Here is a 17,662-nt window from a genome sequence, read left to right as displayed (position 1 = left end):
GCCGCGGGTAGGACCGGAGCGCGGCACTCAGGGGGCAGCAGCAAGCTGACTTGCAAAGTGGGCCCGGCTGTCCTTGAGGAAAAGAGCCGGCATGATTCCATAGTTCGCGATGGCAGCCGCCACCGTGTCCAAGCCCGCCTGCTCGGCCACAGCATAGGCCATGCGGCCATGCCGGATGCGCTCCTCCTGGTCAACAAAGTTGCGGAACTGCAGGCCTCGGCCGCTCGCAAAGTAGGCAAACGTGATGCGCGGTCGCATGGCCAAGACCTTTGCCACCGGCCAATCCAGCTGTGCCACCGCCGCATGCACAGCTTGGGCAACGATGGTGTCCTGCTCCCACAGGAAGAAGGCATCGAACAACTCCCGGCGGCTTTCGACAGAGAACGCATCCCCTGCCAAGCACGACGCATGGCATTGGTTGAGCACGCGCAGCAAACGGGGTGGGATGCGCTCGGCGGCAAACGCCGTGTGGCCATAGTGCTTTGAAAAGTGGTAAACACTGTAGGCCTCGGCGCAGACGCGCCGGTTGATGTCCCGAAACTGGTCTGCAAACTGCTGCAGCGCTTGCAAGCGCTTGCGCCGCAACCCGGGTTGCAAGCCATATTGCAAGGACAACCACTTGCCCGCCCAAAGGCCTTTGGCAAAGTAGCCCGCACCCCATAGCGCGCCATGGGCGGCGATCAGCGGAAACACATTGCGGCCGCCCGAGTCCTCGTACAAATGAAAGTACACCGAGGCGCGCTGCGGCAGGTCCGTCAGACCACCGGCCAGGGCATAGGCCGTGGCCCGGATGCTTTGGTACTCGGTTGCCAAAAATTCGTTGTCGTTCGTCATATGGGCCTCCCTCTGTCCGTTTGCACTCCCTGCCGCGTCAAACCAGGTTTTCCAGCGCCTGCTGCAAACCAGGGTAGGCAAACTGATAACCGGCCGCCACCAGACGCTGGGGCACCACGCGTTGCCCGTCCAGCAGCAGCTCGGCCATTTCGCCAGCGGCCCAGCGCAAGGGGGCTGCAGGCAGATGCAGCCACACGGGCCGGTGCAGCACTTGGCCCACGGTGCGGGCGAACTCGACCTGGCGGATGGCACCGGGTGCCACGGTGTTGTAGACGCCTTGCATGCCGGTGTCGGCCATGGCCCGGGCCATGATGTGCAACACGTCGTGGCGGTGGATCCAGCTCATCACCTGCTGGCCATCACCCAAACGGCCACCCATGCCAAACCGGTGGGGCAACAACATGGGTGGCAAGGCGCCGCCGGGCCCCAGCACCACGCCCAAACGCAACACCACCAGGCGCACACCCTGGTCCGCCACGGGTTGGGCAGACGCTTCCCACCGTTGGCACAACACCGACATAAAACCGCCTCCCGGCGCGCTGGATTCCGTCAGGTGTTCATCCCCGCTGCGCACGCCGTAGTAACCAATGGCGGAGGCCTGCAACCAGGCCGTGGGCTTGTGCACGGCACGGCCCAGCCATTGCAGCAGCGCCTGCGTCACCCCCACACGGCTGTCCAGCAGCTGCGCCTGGCGTTTGGGGCTCCACCGCGGGCCCAGCACCGGGGCGCCGGCCAGATTGATGACGGTGTCAAAAGCCTCCTCCGCCCCCAGCGCCGCCAGGGTGGGTACACAGCGGGCGCGGGCTTGAAATTGTTTCGTTGCAAGCGCGGGTTTGCGGGCCAGCAGCGTGACGGCATGGCCGGCGTCCAGCAGTTGCTTCACCACGGCCGAGCCGATGAACCCGGTGCCACCGGTCACCAGCACACGCTGCGGGGGCAAGGCCAAAAAGGGATTGGGGGAAGATGTCATGCGTGCTTCAGTCTCCATGGCCACACCAACGGCGGCACCCACATACGGGGCACCGTGCCCTAAGCTACCAGAAATCGCAGGGGCGGCCCGTCGCGCAGCCTCATGCCCCCGCCCAGTGCCCCAGCGTGAACGCCTCTTCAAAGATGGAGTAACCCGCCCAGTCGCTGTGGGCAAAACGCAGGCGGCCCGATTGCAAGCCAAAACGCTCTGTTTTTGATAGCTGTTTGCGCATATTCCATAATGGTTTGAAGCCTATTTGACCCTGAACTGAGGGTATGGGAATGGCCATGGCATGGCCGTAGCGGGTCAGCTCCATGCGCGTGGCTTTGGCCGGCAGGTCGGGGTGGGCGGCGGCCAGCTCGGCCAGGAGGGTGTCGCGCCAGTGCGTCCACGGCTGCTCCAGCAGCTGCTTGCGCCCGGCGCTGGGGCCACCACCGTCATCGCCCAGCGCACGGTAGTGGGTGAGCACGGTGGCGCCGGGCACCGGCTGCAGACTCTGGTGCATGGCATCCACATACCCCAGGCCCTGGGTGCCGTAGACCACGTTGTCCCAGCTGGGGGCCGGGCCGGGGCGGTCATGTAGCGGTTCGCGGATATGGATGTTGGCCACCAACCAGGGCGCGTAGACCACGCGCTGGGCGGCCTGGCGCAGAAAGTCGGGCGCACCCTCCACCACGCGTGCCGCCACAAAAATGGGCAGCGTCACGATCGCCTGCTGCGCCTGCCAGCGCTCCACTTGCTGCGTCGCAGTGTTGAAGGCATCCACCTCCACCCCGTTGCGGCCCTGCGCCACGCGCAGTACCACGTGGCCGGTGCACAGGCGCTCGCCCAACGGGGTGGCCAGGCGGCGCGTTAGCCAGGCATTGCCCTCGGGCCAGGTCAGCAGGCCTTCGCGCTCGGCCGACTCGGCCCCCGGCGCGTGGAAACCATGGCGGCTGGCAAAGTAGTGGATGCCAGCCCAGGCCGACACCGTGGCAATGCCCGCGCCGTAGTCGTCGCGGCAGCAGTAGTCCAGGTACCAGCGCAGGTGCGGGTCGGTCAGGCCGTTGTGTTCCAGGTACGCTATGAAAGTCATAGCTGCAAGCGCACGCTGTATAGGGGCCAGAGGCTTGTTTTGTATGGGAATGGTCCATTGGGCTGCGCTGCGCGCCTGCTCCACCAGCATGGCAAAGCGGCGGTACTGCGCCAGCGTGGCCTCGCCCACACCCTGCACCGGCAGCAGACCGTCCTGCCAGGCGCCGTTAAAAAACAGCCGCTCCTGCGGGCTGTGGCACAGATGGCGTTCGTCGTATAACCAGCGCCCCGCCACACGCTGGCGCAGGCCCAGTTCTTCCAGCAGGTTTTGCACCTCGGGCGCATCGTCGCTGGGCAGCGGCAGGTAGTGCGCACCCAGCGGGCAGGGGATGCCCCCTACGACTCCAGCACGCGCATTGCCGCCCGCGCTGTCTTCCAGCTCCAGCAGCGCAAAGTCGTCCATGCCCCGCAGGCGCAGCGCACGTGCGGCGGCCAGGCCCGCAACACCACCACCGGCGATGACGGTGTGCGTGCGGTGAATGACGGCAGGGGCGGGCCAGGCCGTGGTGTCGCGCAAGCGGTGGCCGCGCGCGTGGTCTACGCCGGTGAAGCCACCGGTGATGTCCGTTTGCGAAGAGCACGCCACCAGAGGCACGGCGACAGACGCCAGAAAGTGGCGACGCTGCATCATTTCACCACCCTGCCCCATTCCTCTTCATACGTCGTCACCAGCACCTGGTTGGACAGCCGGTTCACCTCGGTGGGTACACGCCCCATGTCCTGCGGAAAGTCAAACAGCAGCGGCAGGCTGGGCACGTTCAAAAAGCGCAGGCCGGCGGGCAGCACCGTGGGCATACGGAACGGGCGGCGGCTGGCCAGCACAAAGCCCCATTCGCCAAAGCTGGGCACATGGGCGTGGTACGGCGTGGCGGTCAGGCCGACGGATTCGATGGTGGTCACCACGGTCCAGAAACTCTTGCGCGCGATCAATGGCGAGGTGGTCTGCACCACCGCGTAGCCGCTGGCGGCCAGGTGCTTGTCGAGCAGGGCGTAGAAGGCGTTGGTGAAGAGTTTGCCCACCGAGAAATTGGTGGGGTCGGGAAAGTCCACCACGATGACGTCAAACACTTCGTCTGTGCCCTGCAGCCAGGTGAAGGCATCGGTGTTGATAACCCGCACCTTGGGCGAACGCAGCGACTCGCTGTTGAGCGCGGCCAGCTCCGGCGTCTGGCTGAACAGCGTGGTCATGGCCGGGTCCAGCTCCACCAGCGTGACTTGTTCCACGCCAGGGTATTTGAGGACTTCGCGCACGGCCATGCCGTCGCCACCGCCCAGCACCGCCACCTTTTTGGGTGCCGCGCCGCTGGCCGAAAACGCAGCCATGGCCGGGTGCACCAGGGCTTCGTGGTAACGGTATTCGTCACGCTGGGCGAACTGCAAATTGCCGTTGAGGAACAGGCGGTAGCCCAACTGCCCCTCACCCGGGGAGTGGGTCACCACAATACGCTGGTAGGGGCTGGACTGCGCGATGATGGCTTTGTCCTGGTAGAGCCGGTCCTCGGCCCAGGTGGTGATGTGGTCGGCCGCGACCATGCCCGCGCCCAACAGAGCCAGCACCACGCCACAGGCCCAGGCATGCGCGGCAAACCGCCGCAGCTCATGGCGAAACAGCCACAGCGCCCACAGGGCCACCGCTGCATTCAACAAGCCGAACAACAACCCGGTGCGCACCAGCCCCAGCTTGGGCACCAGCAAGAGCGGAAACGCCACCGATACGGCGAGTGCACCCAGGTAGTCAAAGGTCAGCACCTGCGACACCAGATCCTTGAGCGCCACATTGCGTTTGAGGATGCGCATGACCAGCGGAATCTCCAGCCCCACCAGAATGCCGACCAGTAGCACCATGGCGTAGAGCACAAAACGGAAGGAACCCGGCACCCAGGCATGCGCTACAAAAAGAATAGCTGGAAGCGCACCACCGGCAAGGGCTACCATCAGTTCTATGCGCAAAAAGTGGGCCGTGAGCTGGCGCTCGAAAAAGCGCGACAGGTAGGAGCCAATGCCCATGGCAAACAGGTAGGCCCCGATGACGGTGCTGAACTGCAACACCGAATCGCCCAGCAGGTAAGACGCCAACGCACCCGCGGCCAGCTCGTACACCAGCCCGCAGGCCGCCACCACAAACACCGAGGCCAGCAGGGCCACCTCCACCGGGCGTGGCCCGGCAGCCTGGGAAGACTCAGGTTTCACCGCAGGGCCGCCCCAAGGTGAAACGCGCCCCCGCGGGGGGCAGCGACCCGCGCAGCGGTGGAGCGTGGGGGCATCAATGGATGGCTGCCGCCACGATGATGCAAATGCCCAGCGACATGGCCGCCACCACCAGGGCTAGTGCCTTGTTCTGCTTCTCCACAATCTCCAGCCACAGGTTGTAGGGCGTGATCTTGTCAATGATGAGGAAACTGATCCAGAAGATCAGCACCCCCATCACCGCGTACAACACCGAGCCCAACACCACATCCGGTTTCAACCATTCCATGGTCATCTCCTTGAAAATTCCAACATCTATTTGTGCCCGCCACCCGAAGAAAAGCCGCCGTACGATCCGCCCGAAGAACGGTAGCTGCTGCTGGAGCAGTTCTCCACCTTCGGGTCGCAATCGGGTGAGCAGCGTGTCATGGCCAGGAAAATCAGCACCACCACAATAAACACCCAGAACTCCTGACGCATGAAGGGGTTGGTGCCGGACACCAATGGCCCCACGTCGGTGCGTTTGAGCAGGTCTTGTTTGTCCTTCAGCTTGAAGGCCATGGCCACCGTCGCACTGTCGATGGTGTTGCCCACCGACCAGGTCAGCTCGTTGGCCGTTTGCTCTAGCGACAGCAGGTTTTTGCCACTGCTGTAGTCGCGGTTCTCGGTCACCTGGTCGCGCTGCACCTGCCAATAAAACTCGCCCACCACGTAGTTGGTCCGTGCGGTATAACTTTCCTTCAGCTGGTAGTGTGTGCCCAAGTACTTGGCACTTTGCTGGTTGCTGCTAACCACAGGCGCCCCCGTGGCGGGGCGCACCACACTCCAGCCCTCGGTGGAATCCACCAGAAAGATGAAGCCGCGCTTGGCGTTGAAGAGCAAATATTCTTCCCAGCCAAAGTGTTCGTCGGGGTCGCTAGGGTCAGTGCCCATGCGGTGCTGAAAGCCCACCACCTGCCACTGCGCGCCCTGCAGCGTGCCCGTGGTGCCCAGCGGGATCAGCGGCTGCACGGGTTCGTCCTGGATCGCGTGTTTGAGCTCACCGCCGATGCCTTGCGACAGGTCGATGATGCTGTTGCAGGAGCCGCAGCTCATGCTTTGGCTGCCGGCCAGCTTCACGGTCAGCGTGGCGCCACAGTTCGGGCAGGCAAACTGCCGGCCCTTTTCGTCCTTGGCCGATTCGTCTTTCAGACCCGTGAGCTTCAGATCCTCCAGCAGCACCGACTTGCCCAAACTCACGCTGGGCGGCTGGCTGCTGTAGTCCACACTGAGCACCTCGCCCACGCCCTTGGCATCCACCGCCTGGCTACGCAGCTCCACCATCGCAAAGCTGGCACCCAGCGCGGGCAGGCGCGGCAGCTCGCCCTGCGCAGAAATCAGCGCAACCGATTGGTTGGACGCGACGGTGAACGACTTGCCGTTGATGGCCGTGGTGGCACCGACGCGGAAGCGCTCGGCCGGCGGCATTTCGCGCTGCACGGCCTGCGCGGTGGTGAACACATAGGCACCGTTGTCTTCGCTGAGGTAGGCGCTGCTGCCGTCGCCCAGCACCGCATGCCACTCGGTCCAGGTGCCTTCGCGGTATTTGTATTGCAGCCGACCCAGCAGCGTGAAGCTCTGGCCATTCCAGGTGCCACTGGCTTGTAGCTGCAGCAGGCTGTGGTCGTCAAACAGCTCGGCCATCTTGCCGATGCGTTGCAGCACATCACCATTGCGCACCACGGTGCTCTGGCAAAACGCGCAGACGGCGTGTGTGCTCTGCGCACTCAGAAAGCTGACAGGCGCACCACAGCCCGGGCACGGGGCCCGGTAGGCGCGTTGGGCAGCAACAGTCTCGTTAGCCAAGGAGGGCGGAGCGGTAGAGGGTTATGCGGAGGTAAAGCAGGAGCCCGAAGGGCGGGGGACACGTAGCAGAACCCTCTGCCGCTCCACCCGCCTCGTCAACGACTAGACCAGCTTCTTCAGCAGTTCCGCCTTCTTGGCGTCAAACTCTTCCTGGGTCAGGATGCCCTTGGATTTCAGATCGCCAAGTTTTTCCAGCGTAGCCATCACGTCCTCAGGCTTCACGCCCGCAGCCTGGGCCACGGCCGCCGCCGCAGGTGCCGCGTTACCTTGCAGGCCAGCGGCCAGGTTCTGCGCCAACACCTGGCCCAGCGCCACACCGGCACCCAAGCCCATGGCGTCACCCGCAATACCGCCACCAGAGCTCGCACCTTCGGCAAACTTCGGAATCGCCTGCGCGGTCTGGTACTGCATGAACTTGCCCATGTCGTTGCCGACCATACCCATACCGATTTTCTGGTCCAGGATTTTCTGCAACTCTTCGGGCAACGAGACGTTCTGCACCGTCATGCCTTCGAGCTTCAAGCCAATCTTCTCGAACTCGGGCGCCAGCTGGCGCACCAGCGCCTGCGCAAAACTCAGCTGATTCGCCGCCAAGTCCAAGAAGGCGATACCACTGCTGGCCACCGCGTTGCTGATGTTCTGCAACACCAGGCCACGCAATTGGCCGTCAATATCGGCCGTGGTGTAACTCTCGCGCGTGCCCGAGATTTCGGTGTGGAAGAGCTTGGGGTCGGCAATGCGGAAGTTGTAGTTACCAAAAGCGCGCAGGCGCACGGCGCCAAAGTCGGCATCGCGGATGGTGATGGGCTGGGGCGTACCCCACTTCTGGTCGATCTGCTGGCGCGTGCTGAAGAAGTACACATCGCTCTTGAAGGGGGACTCGAACAGCTTGTCCCAGTTCTTCAGGTAGGTCAGCACCGGCAGGGTTTGCGTGGTTAGCGTGTGGGTGCCGGGGCCAAACACATCGGCCACCTTGCCCTCGTTCACAAACACCGCCAGCTGCGACTCGCGCACAACCAGCGTGCCGCCGTTCTGGATTTCCATTCCCGCCATGGGGAAGCGCCAGGCCAGCGTGCCATCGTCCTCTTCAGTCCATTGAATGACGTCAATAAACTGTTTCTTGATGAAGTCCATCAGTCCCATGGTGCCCTCCTGAATATGTGTGGGGAAGATGATAGCCGCAGGCCGTGGCACTGGGCTATGCTCTGCGCCCATGTCTTCCCTGTCCACCGCCATCGTGCTGGCCGCCGGCCGCGGCGAGCGCATGCGCCCGCTGACCGATACGTGCCCCAAACCCTTGCTCGCTGTGCAAGGCAAACCCCTGATGCAGTACCACCTGGAGGCGCTGGCCCTCGGGGGTTTTGACCGGGCCGTGGTGAACACCGCCTGGCTGGGCGAGCAGATCGAGGCCCGGTTTGGGCATCAAATTGGCATGCAGCCTTCGTCCATACTGCGCGAGCAGCTATTAAAAACAGAGCGCCCCTCTGACTCTTTGGCATTGCACTACTCACACGAAGGGCGCGACTTTGGCGGCGCGCTGGAGACGGCGGGCGGCATTGCGCGCGCGCTGCCGCAGTTGGCGCCCGTGTTCTGGTCCATGGCCGGCGATGTGTATGCGCCCGACTTTGTGTTCACCCAGGCTGCGGTAGACCGCTTTGCTGCCAGCGGCAAGCTGGCCCACCTGTGGCTGGTGCCCAACCCGGCGCACCACCGCAAGGGCGACTTTGGGCTGGAACAGGTGGACGCCCACGGCGTGGGCCTGTGCACCGACCCAGCGGCCGACAGCACCGCGCCGCGCTACACCTACAGCACCTTCGCGCTGTTCCGTCACGCCCTGTTTGCCGCGCCATGGTGCGACATTCCTGCAGGCAACCCGCAAGGCATCAAGGCGCCGCTGGCGCCGCTGCTGCGCAAAGCCATGGCGCAAGCACAGGTGAGCGCCGAGATTTACACTGGTCGCTGGACCGATGTCGGCACGCCCGAGCGGCTGGCAGAACTCAACACCTGACACCATGACACACCCACTGACTGCAGACTACGCCGCCCGCCGCGCCACGCTGGCCGCCCGCATTGGCAAACACGGCGTGGCCGTGTTGCCCACCGCCCCAGAGCAGCAGCGCAACCGCGACAGCGACTTCCTGTTCCGCTTTGACAGTTATTTCCACTACCTGAGCGGTTTTGCCGAACCCAAGGCCTGGCTGGTTATCACCGGTGACGGCAAGACCACGTTGTTTTGCCAGCCCAAGGATTTGGAGCGCGAAATCTGGGACGGCTTTCGCGTCGGCCCCGATGCCGCGCCGGAACTGTTGGGCGTGGACGCTGCCTACTCGGTGGACGAGTTGGACCAGCGCATGCCGGCATTGCTGGACGGAGCCGATGCCGTTTGGTATCCCTTTGCCACGCACAAGGGCCTGGAAACCCGGGTGGACGGCTGGCTCAGCGGCCTGCGCGCCCGCGTGCGCTTTGGTGCGCTGACGCCCGAGCAGACGCGCGACCTCTGCGGCCCGCTGGACGAAATGCGCCTGATCAAGGATGCCTACGAGCAGGACACCATGCGCCGCGCCGCGCAAATCAGCGCGGGCGCCCACATCCGCGCCATGCAGCTGTCCGCCCGCATGCTGCGCGAAGGCAAAGACGTGCGCGAATACCACCTGGACGCCGAGCTGCTGCACGAATTCCGCCAGCTGGGTTCACAGTACCCAGCCTATGGCTCCATCGTCGCCGCAGGTGCCAACGCCTGTGTGCTGCACTACCGGGCCGACGCGGGCGCAGTGCGCAATGGCGAGCTGGTGCTAATTGACGCGGGCTGCGAGCTGGACGGCTACGCCAGCGACATCACGCGCACCTTCCCGGCCAACGGCACCTTCAGCGGCCCGCAGCGTGCGCTGTATGACCTGGTGCTGGCATCACAAATTGCCGCGGTGAATGCGACCAAGGCCGGCGCCCGTTTTACCGACCCGCATGAGGCCACCGTGAAGGTGCTGGCGCAGGGCATGCTGGACCTGGGCCTGCTGGACAAACACAAGGTGGGCAGCTTGGACGATGTGATCGAGAGCCGCGCCTACTTCCAGTTTTATATGCACCGCACCGGCCACTGGCTGGGCATGGATGTGCACGACTGCGGCAGCTACACCGAACCCAGTGAGCTGGGCCAGGGCAGTGTGCGCAAGGACGCCCTGACGGGTGCAGAGATTGTGAACCGCCCGGCGCGCATTCTGCGCAGCGGCATGGTGCTGACGATTGAGCCCGGCATCTATGTGCGCCCGGCGGACGGTGTGCCGGAGCAGTTCCACAACATCGGCATCCGCATCGAAGACGACGCCATCGTCACCGACACCGGCTGCGAACTCATCAGCCGCGGTGTGCCGGTGGAGCCGGACGCGATTGAAGCACTGATGCGCGGCTGACATGGCGACCCCTGCCCGCATCACCAGCAAGGACAGCAGCCGCATTCCGCAGCGGGCGGCGCTGGCCTTGCGGCTGGAGCGGGGGCCGCTGACCGTGTCGCTGCGGCGCAATGCGGTGAAGGCCTTTGTGATTGCCAAGAGTCCGCACGTGGTGATTGGCGTGGTGCGTTGGGGCCAGGAGTACGGGCTGCTGGCGATCTCCCCCGCGGGCGACTACCTGCGCGTGAATGGCTCGTATGAAGAGCTGCTGGACACGCCCGAAGTGCGGGCCGCCATCGTGAAGGTGTTCATGAGCGGTGAGCTCCCCCCGGGCCGCTCCCGCGGGGACGGCCCACCCGTCTGGGGCATGGAGTTTCTGGACGGCGCTTTGCGCCAGACACCGCGCTGAGGGCTACTGCGCCGGGGTGTCTCCGGCTTCGGCAGCACGTTGCACCTCTTCCCAGTGGCGCTTGGGCAAGTGGCCCAGCAGGCGCTCCATCACAGTGTCCACCACCGCATCATTGATCTCGTGACCCAGGAACGGGATCACATCGGCCGTCACGTCTGCGCCCAGGCTGATCAGGTGCTCGGCACCGGTCACGGTGTAGCCGTAGTGAATAACAGCATCACTCTTGCCGTGCACCATGTGGAGGGTGGTGTGTGGGTGGGGCGCCTGCGGCAGCGCCGCAAAACGGCCCGACAGAGCCACCACACGACCGGCCAGGTGCTGGGGCAATTGTGTAGCCTCCAGGGACATGATGGCGCCCTGCGAAAACCCGATCAACGCGGTGGCCTCGGGCCCCACACCACTTTGGCGCTGCCAGTCGTGCACCATGGCCACAAAGGCGGGCATGGCCTCGGCCACGCGCGCGGGCCGGTCTTCTTCGGTGATGCCGCGCACCGAGAACCATTGGTAACCCTGGCCCAGGTCCGACGCATGCGGCGCTTGCACACTGACCACCAGAGCGTCGGGAAACGCCTGCGCTAGGCGCTGCCCCAAGGGCACCAGCCCTTGCGGGGTAGCGCCCACGCCATGTTGCAACAGCATGAGCTGCTTAGCCGGGCCTGTGGGCCGTTGAACGACGATAGCGTCAGACATAGGCTTTCTCCTCCAAACGCTGGGCGTGGCCCAAGGTCAGCCGCGCCAGCAGCAGGGCTACGACGGCAGAACCCGCAATGCCGGCCACCATGGGTCGTGCACTGCCGTCCACAAACAGACCGGTCAACGCCATGACCACGGCACCGGTGACAAACTGCAGCGTGCCCATCAGGGCCGAGGCCGTGCCGGCGATGGAGCCATGCTCCTCCAGCGCCAGCACCGCCGTGGTGGGCACCACCAGGCCCAAAAAGCCATAACCCACAAACAGCACACCAATCATCACGTCCAAGCGGTCCACACCGGCCAGGTTAATGGCCAGCAGCAGGGTCATCATGGCGGCGTAACCCACCACCGCAAACTTGACTAGGCGCACCAGGCCAAAACGCGCACTGAGCTTGCCGGTGAACTGGGAAATGCCGATGAACGAGGCCGCATTGGCCGCAAACGCCAGGCTGTACTGGCGCGGCGTCAGGCCGTAGTGGTCAATCAGCACAAAGGACGAATTGGCCAGGTAGGCAAAGAAGCTGGAGATGCCGAAGGCGCCGATGAACACCAACCCCAAAAAGTGCTTGTCGCGCAGCAACACGCCATACGCGGCCAGGGCGCTGCCCACGCTGCTATTGACGCGCTCCTCGGCGGGGCGGGTCTCGGGCAGGCTGGTGGCCAGCAACACTATGCCCAACACAGCGGCCACCGTCACCGCCCAAAACACGCTGCGCCAGCCCACGATTTCGATCAGCACGCTGCCCGCAAGCGGCGCCAGAATGGGCGACACGCTGAACACCAGCATCAGCAGCGACATCAGGCGCGCGGCATCGTGGCCGGTGTGCAGATCACGCACCACGGCACGCGGCACCACCATGCCGGCACAAGCACCCAGCCCCTGAATAAAGCGCAGCACCACCAGGGTTTCAATGTCCGGTGCCAAAGCACAACCCACACTGGCCACGGCAAACAACACCAAGCCAAAATACAGTGGCGGCTTGCGACCCACCATGTCAGACACCGGGCCGTAAATGATCTGGCCAATCCCCAAGGCGATGAAAAAAGCCATTAGACTGGCCTGCACCGCCCCCATGGAGGCACCCAGGTTCTGCCCAATGGAGGGCAGGGCGGGAAGGTACATGTCGATAGCGAACGGACCGATGGCCGATAACAGGCCGAGCACCAGTGCGGTGCCAAAAAACGAAGATTTCATGGTTCGGAGAATACCCCTCCCCCTCCAACCTGTGGGGGCATGGGGATACTTGGGGATTCGCGCCAGAACGTCCATTCGGCCGCCTGAGGCTTGGGCTTTAATACGGCACTGAGCCCTTCACCGCAAAACCCCATGACCGACACTTCTCCCTCCTCCGCTCCCCTCCTCATCATTGGCGCAGGCCTGGCCGGCTGGACCACCGTACGTGAGTTCCGCAAACTCGACACCAGCACCCCCATCGTGCTGGTCACCGCGGACAGCGGCGACTTTTACGCCAAACCCACACTCTCCAACGCCTATGCGCAAAAACGCACACCGGCACAGCTGGTTACCACGCCGGCCGTCAAGATGGCCGAGACGCTGAACGTCACGCTGCTGGCGCACCACCACGTGCAATCCCTGGACACCGCGGCACACAACGCAGTGGTGACGCACAACGCCCAGACGCACACCCTGCACTACAGCCGCCTGGTGCTGGCCACGGGCGCCCAGCCCATCCGCATTCCCGTGGGCGGCACGGCGGCAGACCAGGTCAAGTCCATCAACAACCTGGACGACTTTGGCACCTTCCACCAGGCCCTTGGCTTGGACCCCAGCGCCGCGGAACCCGCAGCGCCCAAGACCGTGCTCATCATGGGTGCGGGCCTGATTGGCTGTGAGTTTGCCAACGACCTGGTGCTCGCTGGCGCCACCGTGCATGTGGTGGACCCGTCTCCTCGCCCGCTGGCATTGCTGCTACCCGCAGAGGCTGGAGAGCAATTGCAGGCGGCCTTGCAAGCGCTGGGTGTGGTCTGGCACTTGGAGACCACAGTGACCGCGGTAGACAGCGCAGACGGTGGCCTACGGGTCCAACTGGCCGACGGTAACAGCGTCGCAGCAGACCTAGTGCTTAGCGCTGTTGGCCTGCGTGCCGACACCACACTGGCCGCAGCCGCAGGCCTAGTCTGCGAGCGCGGCATTGTGGTGGACGACATGCTGCAAACCTCCGCTACCGACGTCTACGCCCTGGGGGATTGTTCGCAGTACGCATCGGCCGGGCAACGCACCCTGCCGTATGTGATGCCCATCATGAACGCGGCCCGGGCCTTGGCGGCCACGTTGGCGGGCACGCCCACAGCGCTGGTGTTTCCGCTGATGCCCGTGAGCATCAAGACCCCGGCGCTGCCCATCGTGGTGGCTGCCGCGCACCCGGCGCTGGCAGGCACCTGGAAGGCCGGCGATGGCGACGGCATCTGGCAGTTCACCGACAGCGACGGCGCCCAACGCGGCTTTGTGCTGACCGGCAAAAGCACAGCCCGCCGCATGGAACAAAGCAAGGCCACTCAGCCCTGAATAACCCCATTCTTTATTCGCATAAAGTTCACCCGCTCTGCGGCTGAGCTTTAGAGAGCCAGGTCTACAATCCACCACCCATGACCGCACCGAGGGGTCTGCAACTGTGTCAGAACCCCTCGCCCAGAGGATCCTCAATGCCCCAGCAACCCGCACCTCTCGTTCCGCACCCACCGGTGTCCAACTCGGCCGAAAAGAAGGCCCAGCTGCGCCAAGCAGCGCTGGAGTACCACGAGTTTCCCACCCCCGGCAAAGTGGCCATCTGCGCGACCAAGCAGCTGATCAACCAGCATGATTTGGCGCTGGCCTACTCGCCCGGCGTGGCAGCACCCTGCGAAGAAATCGTCAAGGACCCCAACAACGCCTTCAAGTACACCAGCCGGGGCAATCTGGTGGCTGTCATCACCAACGGCACTGCGGTGCTGGGCCTGGGTGACATCGGCCCGCTGGCTTCCAAGCCAGTGATGGAAGGCAAGGGCGTGCTGTTCAAGAAGTTCGCCGGCATTGATGTGTTTGACATCGAAATCGACGAGAAAAACGACCTCGACAAACTGGTCGACATCATTGCGTCGCTGGAACCTACCTTTGGCGGTATCAACCTCGAGGACATCAAGGCACCTGACTGCTTCTACGTCGAGCGCAAGCTGCGCGAGCGCATGAAGATCCCGGTGTTCCACGATGACCAGCATGGCACCGCCATCTGCGTGGGCGCCGCCATCTTGAATGGTCTGAAGATCGCCGGCAAAGATCCTAAAAAGGTGAAGCTGGTGACCTCCGGCGCCGGTGCCGCCGCGCTGGCTTGCCTGGGTTTGCTGGTCAAGCTGGGGATTCCGCGTGAAAACATCTATGTGACCGACCTGGCGGGTGTGGTTTACGCAGGCCGCACCGAGCTGATGGACGAGGACAAAATTCAATTCGCCCAGAAGACCGATGCACGCACGCTGCGCGAGGTGATCGTGGGCGCCGACATTTTCCTGGGTCTGTCCGCCGGCGGCGTGCTCAAGCCCGACATGGTGGCCTCCATGGCGGCCAAGCCGCTGATCTTCGCGCTGGCCAACCCCACGCCCGAAATCCTGCCGGAAGAAGTGAAAGCGGTGCGCGACGACGCCATCATGGCCACCGGCCGCACCGACTACCCCAACCAGGTCAACAACGTCCTGTGTTTCCCCTACATCTTCCGCGGTGCGCTGGATGCGGGTGCCTCCACCATCACGCTGGAAATGGAAATTGCCGCGGTGCACGCGATTGCCGAGCTCGCCCAGGCCGAGCAGAGCGAAGTAGTGGCTGCCGCCTATGTGGGCGAGCAACTGGCTTTTGGTCCCGAATACCTGATCCCCAAGCCGTTTGACCCGCGCCTGATGATGAAGATCGCGCCGGCCGTGGCCCAGGCCGCCGCCGACAGTGGCGTGGCCCTGCGCCCCATCACCGACATGGACGCCTACCGCGAGCGCTTGCAAAGTTTTGTTTACGCCTCCGGCACCACCATGAAGCCCATCTTCACGGCGGCCAAGAAGGCACTCAAGAAGCGTGTGGCCTATGCGGAAGGCGAAGACGAGCGCGTACTGCGTGCCGCCCAGATTGTGGTGGACGAGGGCTTGGCCCTACCCACCCTGATCGGCCGCCCCAAAGTGATTGCCGAGCGGGTCGAGAAATTTGGCCTGCGCCTGAAAGAAGGCGTGGACTACAACGTGGTCAACGTGGAACAGGACCACCGCTACCGCGACTTCTGGCAGACCTACCACCGCATGACCGAACGCAAGGGCATCACGGTGCAGGTCGCCAAGATCGAGATGCGCCGCCGCCTGACCCTGATTGGCTCCATGCTGCTGCACAAGGGTGATGTGGACGGCCTGATCTGCGGCACCTGGGGCACCACGGCACTGCACCTGCATTACATCGACCAGGTGATTGGTAAGCGCCACGGCGGCAGCCCCAGCACCCCGCAAGACGTGCAGATCTACGCCTGCATGAACGGCTTGATGCTGCCGGGCCGCCAGGTCTTCCTGGTGGATACCCACGTCAATTACGACCCCACTGCCGAAGAGCTGTGCGAGATCACGGTGATGGCGGCCGAAGAAATGATGCGTTTTGGCTTCAAGCCCAAGGCAGCACTGCTCTCCCACTCCAACTTTGGCAGCAGCAACGAACCCAGCGCCATCAAGATGCGCAAGACCCTGGCCCTGCTGCAACAACAGGCGCCGTGGCTGGAAGTGGACGGCGAAATGCACGGCGACGTGGCACTGGACGGTGCAGCCCGCAAGGCCTTGATGCCCAACAGCACCCTGCAAGGGGACGCCAATCTGCTGGTACTGCCCAACATCGACGCCGCCAATATTGCCTACAACCTGCTCAAAACCGCGGCCGGTGGCAACATCGCCATTGGCCCGGTGCTGCTGGGTGCGGCCAAGCCGGTGCATGTGCTGACCGCGAGCACCACAGTACGCCGCATTGTGAATATGACAGCGTTGACAGTGGCGGACGCCAACGCCACCCGCTGAAGCTTTTCCTTACAGTTAGCGCCCACTTAGGGCGCTAAAAACCCTGCAGGCCTTGCTTATTTCTTGAGCAAGGCCTTGCTTTTTTGTGCCGGATACGCGACACTACGCGCTTGCTTTTTCGGGTTTACCCGCAGTAGACACACAAGGATTCAGGGTGCGCAAGGGTGTTTCCAAGTTAGTACTCACTGGCTTGTTTTTGAGTGCGGCACTTGTTGTCGGCTCCCTCTCTGCCAAAGATACGCGGCCGTTGCCGCCCGGTACCGATGTTGCACTGGGTAGTCTGTCAGTCCAAGCCCAAACCACCTACGCGCTGGTCCGGCAAGGCGGCCCCTTCCCCTACGCCAAAGACGGCGTGGTCTTCGGTAACAGGGAGCGCTTGCTGCCTCTGAACACCCGTGGTTATTACCGCGAGTACACCGTCAAAACCCCGGGGGCCCAAACCCGCGGCGCACGCCGATTGGTGTGCGGTGGCCCGGCCACGGTACCGGATGCCTGTTACTACACGGCCGATCACTATGCGAGTTTTCGCAAGATCGTGCCTTGAATTGAATTTTGTACTTTGAGAAAGAGAATCGGGGATGGATATGCCACTTCGAACTGTCAGAACGAACATCGTTCAATCGATCCGCGCCTTCCGGGTGTCGGATCTGCAGGAAGCCGCACAAGGCTTGGGACACCACTTTCTGTACGCCAACCTGGCCAATGCCCAGACCAAGCAGGATGTGCTGGACATGATCGGCCAACAGTTCATGCTGCCCACCACGGTCAGCAAGAACTTTGACGCGCTCTACGACAGCATGACCGACCCGGTGCACAAGTCGGGCCCACAGCCTGGTTTTATCGCCGTGCTGGAGCACATTCCTGCAAACGTGAAGTTTGACAAGGAAGCGCGCGAGCAACTGCTGGACATCTTCCGCGACACCGCCGACTACTGGGGAGACCGGAAGATACCGTTCCGATGCTTCTATTCTTTTCTGTAGCCCGTTCTGCACACACCAGCCAAGCAGAACGGGCGAACGAGGCAAGCAGCGAAGCTGCACCCACCGAAGTAGTGGGCGTGGAGTTGGGCGTCGAAGCCGGCGAAAAAATGCCGACCGACAAATTGTTGGACGTCTCTCCCCTGGCGCTGCGCATGAGCAGCCCCTTCAACGCTGGGTACTGGCTGGCTGCAGCCTAAGCACCTAGCGTCCCCCGCGCGGAGCCAGTTTGGCTCCGCAGAAAAGCCTGTCCCTGTGACAG

General features: G+C 63.7%; 17 protein-coding genes. 8 read left to right on the top strand and 9 right to left on the bottom strand.

What is annotated here, in order from left to right; translation table 11 throughout:
* Nucleotides 1–27: 27 nt before the first annotated feature.
* The 7 genes from C5F53_RS05775 to C5F53_RS05745 form a co-directional block, all read right to left on the bottom strand.
* A complete protein-coding gene (locus C5F53_RS05775; protein ID WP_105260311.1) occupies nt 28–834 on the bottom strand; it encodes a hypothetical protein in 807 nt (268 codons plus the stop codon).
* Between the two features lie 37 nt (nt 835–871).
* Nucleotides 872–1,804: a TIGR01777 family oxidoreductase gene (locus tag C5F53_RS05770; protein ID WP_236635223.1), complete on the bottom strand. Its 933-nt coding sequence runs from the start codon at nt 1,802–1,804 to the stop codon at nt 872–874.
* Between the two features lie 100 nt (nt 1,805–1,904).
* Nucleotides 1,905–3,506 carry an FAD-dependent oxidoreductase gene (locus C5F53_RS05765; protein ID WP_105260438.1) on the bottom strand — a complete coding sequence of 534 codons (1,602 nt, stop codon included), beginning with the start codon at nt 3,504–3,506 and terminating at the stop codon, nt 1,905–1,907.
* The gene (locus tag C5F53_RS05760) at nt 3,506–5,068 is read right to left on the bottom strand and encodes a polyamine aminopropyltransferase (protein ID WP_105260310.1); all 1,563 of its coding nucleotides are present in this window, start codon (nt 5,066–5,068) and stop codon (nt 3,506–3,508) included. The genes C5F53_RS05765 and C5F53_RS05760 overlap by 1 nt, the downstream gene beginning before the upstream one ends.
* Before the next feature lie 73 nt (nt 5,069–5,141).
* Nucleotides 5,142–5,360, bottom strand: a complete 219-nt coding sequence (locus C5F53_RS05755) for a DUF350 domain-containing protein (protein ID WP_105260309.1) — start codon at nt 5,358–5,360, stop codon at nt 5,142–5,144.
* Nucleotides 5,361–5,380: 20 nt separating this feature from the next.
* Nucleotides 5,381–6,910, bottom strand: a complete 1,530-nt coding sequence (locus tag C5F53_RS05750) for a DUF4178 domain-containing protein (RefSeq protein WP_105260308.1) — start codon at nt 6,908–6,910, stop codon at nt 5,381–5,383.
* Between the two features lie 102 nt (nt 6,911–7,012).
* Nucleotides 7,013–8,053 (bottom strand): SPFH domain-containing protein, encoded by a 1,041-nt coding sequence (locus C5F53_RS05745; RefSeq protein WP_105260307.1) that lies wholly within the window; start codon nt 8,051–8,053, stop codon nt 7,013–7,015.
* Nucleotides 8,054–8,123: 70 nt separating this feature from the next.
* Here C5F53_RS05745 and C5F53_RS05740 point away from each other — a divergent pair, with 70 nt between their 5' ends.
* From C5F53_RS05740 to C5F53_RS05730, 3 genes are read left to right on the top strand one after another with little or no spacing between them, the layout of a single operon-like run.
* Nucleotides 8,124–8,918 carry a nucleotidyltransferase family protein gene (locus tag C5F53_RS05740; RefSeq protein WP_105260306.1) on the top strand — a complete coding sequence of 265 codons (795 nt, stop codon included), beginning with the start codon at nt 8,124–8,126 and terminating at the stop codon, nt 8,916–8,918.
* A gap of 4 nt (nt 8,919–8,922) precedes the next feature.
* Nucleotides 8,923–10,317 carry an aminopeptidase P N-terminal domain-containing protein gene (locus tag C5F53_RS05735; protein ID WP_105260305.1) on the top strand — a complete coding sequence of 465 codons (1,395 nt, stop codon included), beginning with the start codon at nt 8,923–8,925 and terminating at the stop codon, nt 10,315–10,317.
* Nucleotide 10,318: 1 nt separating this feature from the next.
* Entirely contained in the window at nt 10,319–10,705 is a 387-nt protein-coding gene (locus C5F53_RS05730; protein WP_105260304.1) for a hypothetical protein, read from the top strand.
* 3 nt (nt 10,706–10,708) lie between these two features.
* Here the strand turns inward: C5F53_RS05730 and ypfH are convergent, their stop codons facing one another.
* Together ypfH and C5F53_RS05720 are read right to left on the bottom strand one after the other, a co-directional pair.
* Nucleotides 10,709–11,395 carry an esterase gene (gene ypfH, locus C5F53_RS05725; RefSeq protein ID WP_105260303.1) on the bottom strand — a complete coding sequence of 229 codons (687 nt, stop codon included), beginning with the start codon at nt 11,393–11,395 and terminating at the stop codon, nt 10,709–10,711.
* On the bottom strand, nt 11,388–12,593 hold the full coding sequence (locus C5F53_RS05720; protein WP_105260302.1) for a multidrug effflux MFS transporter: 1,206 nt from the start codon (nt 12,591–12,593) through the stop codon (nt 11,388–11,390). The genes ypfH and C5F53_RS05720 overlap by 8 nt, the downstream gene beginning before the upstream one ends.
* A 132-nt stretch (nt 12,594–12,725) precedes the next feature.
* On the opposite strand from C5F53_RS05720, the gene C5F53_RS05715 reads away from it, so the two are divergent.
* The 5 genes from C5F53_RS05715 (at nt 12,726) to C5F53_RS20070 (ending at nt 17,600) form a co-directional block, all read left to right on the top strand.
* A complete protein-coding gene (locus tag C5F53_RS05715; RefSeq protein WP_105260301.1) occupies nt 12,726–13,925 on the top strand; it encodes an FAD-dependent oxidoreductase in 1,200 nt (399 codons plus the stop codon).
* Between the two features lie 137 nt (nt 13,926–14,062).
* On the top strand, nt 14,063–16,423 hold the full coding sequence (locus C5F53_RS05710) for an NADP-dependent malic enzyme (RefSeq protein ID WP_201740792.1): 2,361 nt from the start codon (nt 14,063–14,065) through the stop codon (nt 16,421–16,423).
* Between the two features lie 154 nt (nt 16,424–16,577).
* On the top strand, nt 16,578–16,967 hold the full coding sequence (locus C5F53_RS05705) for a ribonuclease domain-containing protein (RefSeq protein WP_105260299.1): 390 nt from the start codon (nt 16,578–16,580) through the stop codon (nt 16,965–16,967).
* A gap of 34 nt (nt 16,968–17,001) precedes the next feature.
* Entirely contained in the window at nt 17,002–17,403 is a 402-nt protein-coding gene (locus C5F53_RS05700) for a barstar family protein (protein WP_094481228.1), read from the top strand.
* The gene (locus C5F53_RS20070; RefSeq protein ID WP_146097301.1) at nt 17,382–17,600 is read left to right on the top strand and encodes a hypothetical protein; all 219 of its coding nucleotides are present in this window, start codon (nt 17,382–17,384) and stop codon (nt 17,598–17,600) included. Before C5F53_RS05700 ends, C5F53_RS20070 begins: the two co-directional genes overlap by 22 nt.
* Nucleotides 17,601–17,662 lie beyond the last annotated feature (62 nt).

This window comes from Rhodoferax sp. TS-BS-61-7, assembly GCF_002943465.1.
Lineage (GTDB): Bacteria > Pseudomonadota > Gammaproteobacteria > Burkholderiales > Burkholderiaceae_C > Allorhodoferax.
The sequence above is the reverse complement of the archived record's forward strand: the minus strand, read 5'-3'. Positions and strand labels throughout refer to the sequence as shown.

Excerpts from the sequence above, each read along its gene's own strand:
- C5F53_RS05775 (WP_105260311.1), bottom strand. The coding sequence starts at position 834 with ATGACGAACGACAACGAATTTTTGGCAACCGAGTACCAAAGCATCCGG.
- C5F53_RS05770 (WP_236635223.1), bottom strand. The coding sequence starts at position 1,804 with ATGACATCTTCCCCCAATCCCTTTTTGGCCTTGCCCCCGCAGCGTGTG.
- C5F53_RS05765 (WP_105260438.1), bottom strand. The coding sequence starts at position 3,506 with ATGCAGCGTCGCCACTTTCTGGCGTCTGTCGCCGTGCCTCTGGTGGCG.
- C5F53_RS05755 (WP_105260309.1), bottom strand. The coding sequence starts at position 5,360 with ATGACCATGGAATGGTTGAAACCGGATGTGGTGTTGGGCTCGGTGTTG.
- C5F53_RS05745 (WP_105260307.1), bottom strand. The coding sequence starts at position 8,053 with ATGGGACTGATGGACTTCATCAAGAAACAGTTTATTGACGTCATTCAA.
- C5F53_RS05740 (WP_105260306.1), top strand. The coding sequence starts at position 8,124 with ATGTCTTCCCTGTCCACCGCCATCGTGCTGGCCGCCGGCCGCGGCGAG.
- C5F53_RS05735 (WP_105260305.1), top strand. The coding sequence starts at position 8,923 with ATGACACACCCACTGACTGCAGACTACGCCGCCCGCCGCGCCACGCTG.
- C5F53_RS05730 (WP_105260304.1), top strand. The coding sequence starts at position 10,319 with ATGGCGACCCCTGCCCGCATCACCAGCAAGGACAGCAGCCGCATTCCG.
- ypfH (WP_105260303.1), bottom strand. The coding sequence starts at position 11,395 with ATGTCTGACGCTATCGTCGTTCAACGGCCCACAGGCCCGGCTAAGCAG.
- C5F53_RS05720 (WP_105260302.1), bottom strand. The coding sequence starts at position 12,593 with ATGAAATCTTCGTTTTTTGGCACCGCACTGGTGCTCGGCCTGTTATCG.
- C5F53_RS05715 (WP_105260301.1), top strand. The coding sequence starts at position 12,726 with ATGACCGACACTTCTCCCTCCTCCGCTCCCCTCCTCATCATTGGCGCA.
- C5F53_RS05710 (WP_201740792.1), top strand. The coding sequence starts at position 14,063 with ATGCCCCAGCAACCCGCACCTCTCGTTCCGCACCCACCGGTGTCCAAC.
- C5F53_RS05700 (WP_094481228.1), top strand. The coding sequence starts at position 17,002 with ATGGATATGCCACTTCGAACTGTCAGAACGAACATCGTTCAATCGATC.
- C5F53_RS20070 (WP_146097301.1), top strand. The coding sequence starts at position 17,382 with ATGCTTCTATTCTTTTCTGTAGCCCGTTCTGCACACACCAGCCAAGCA.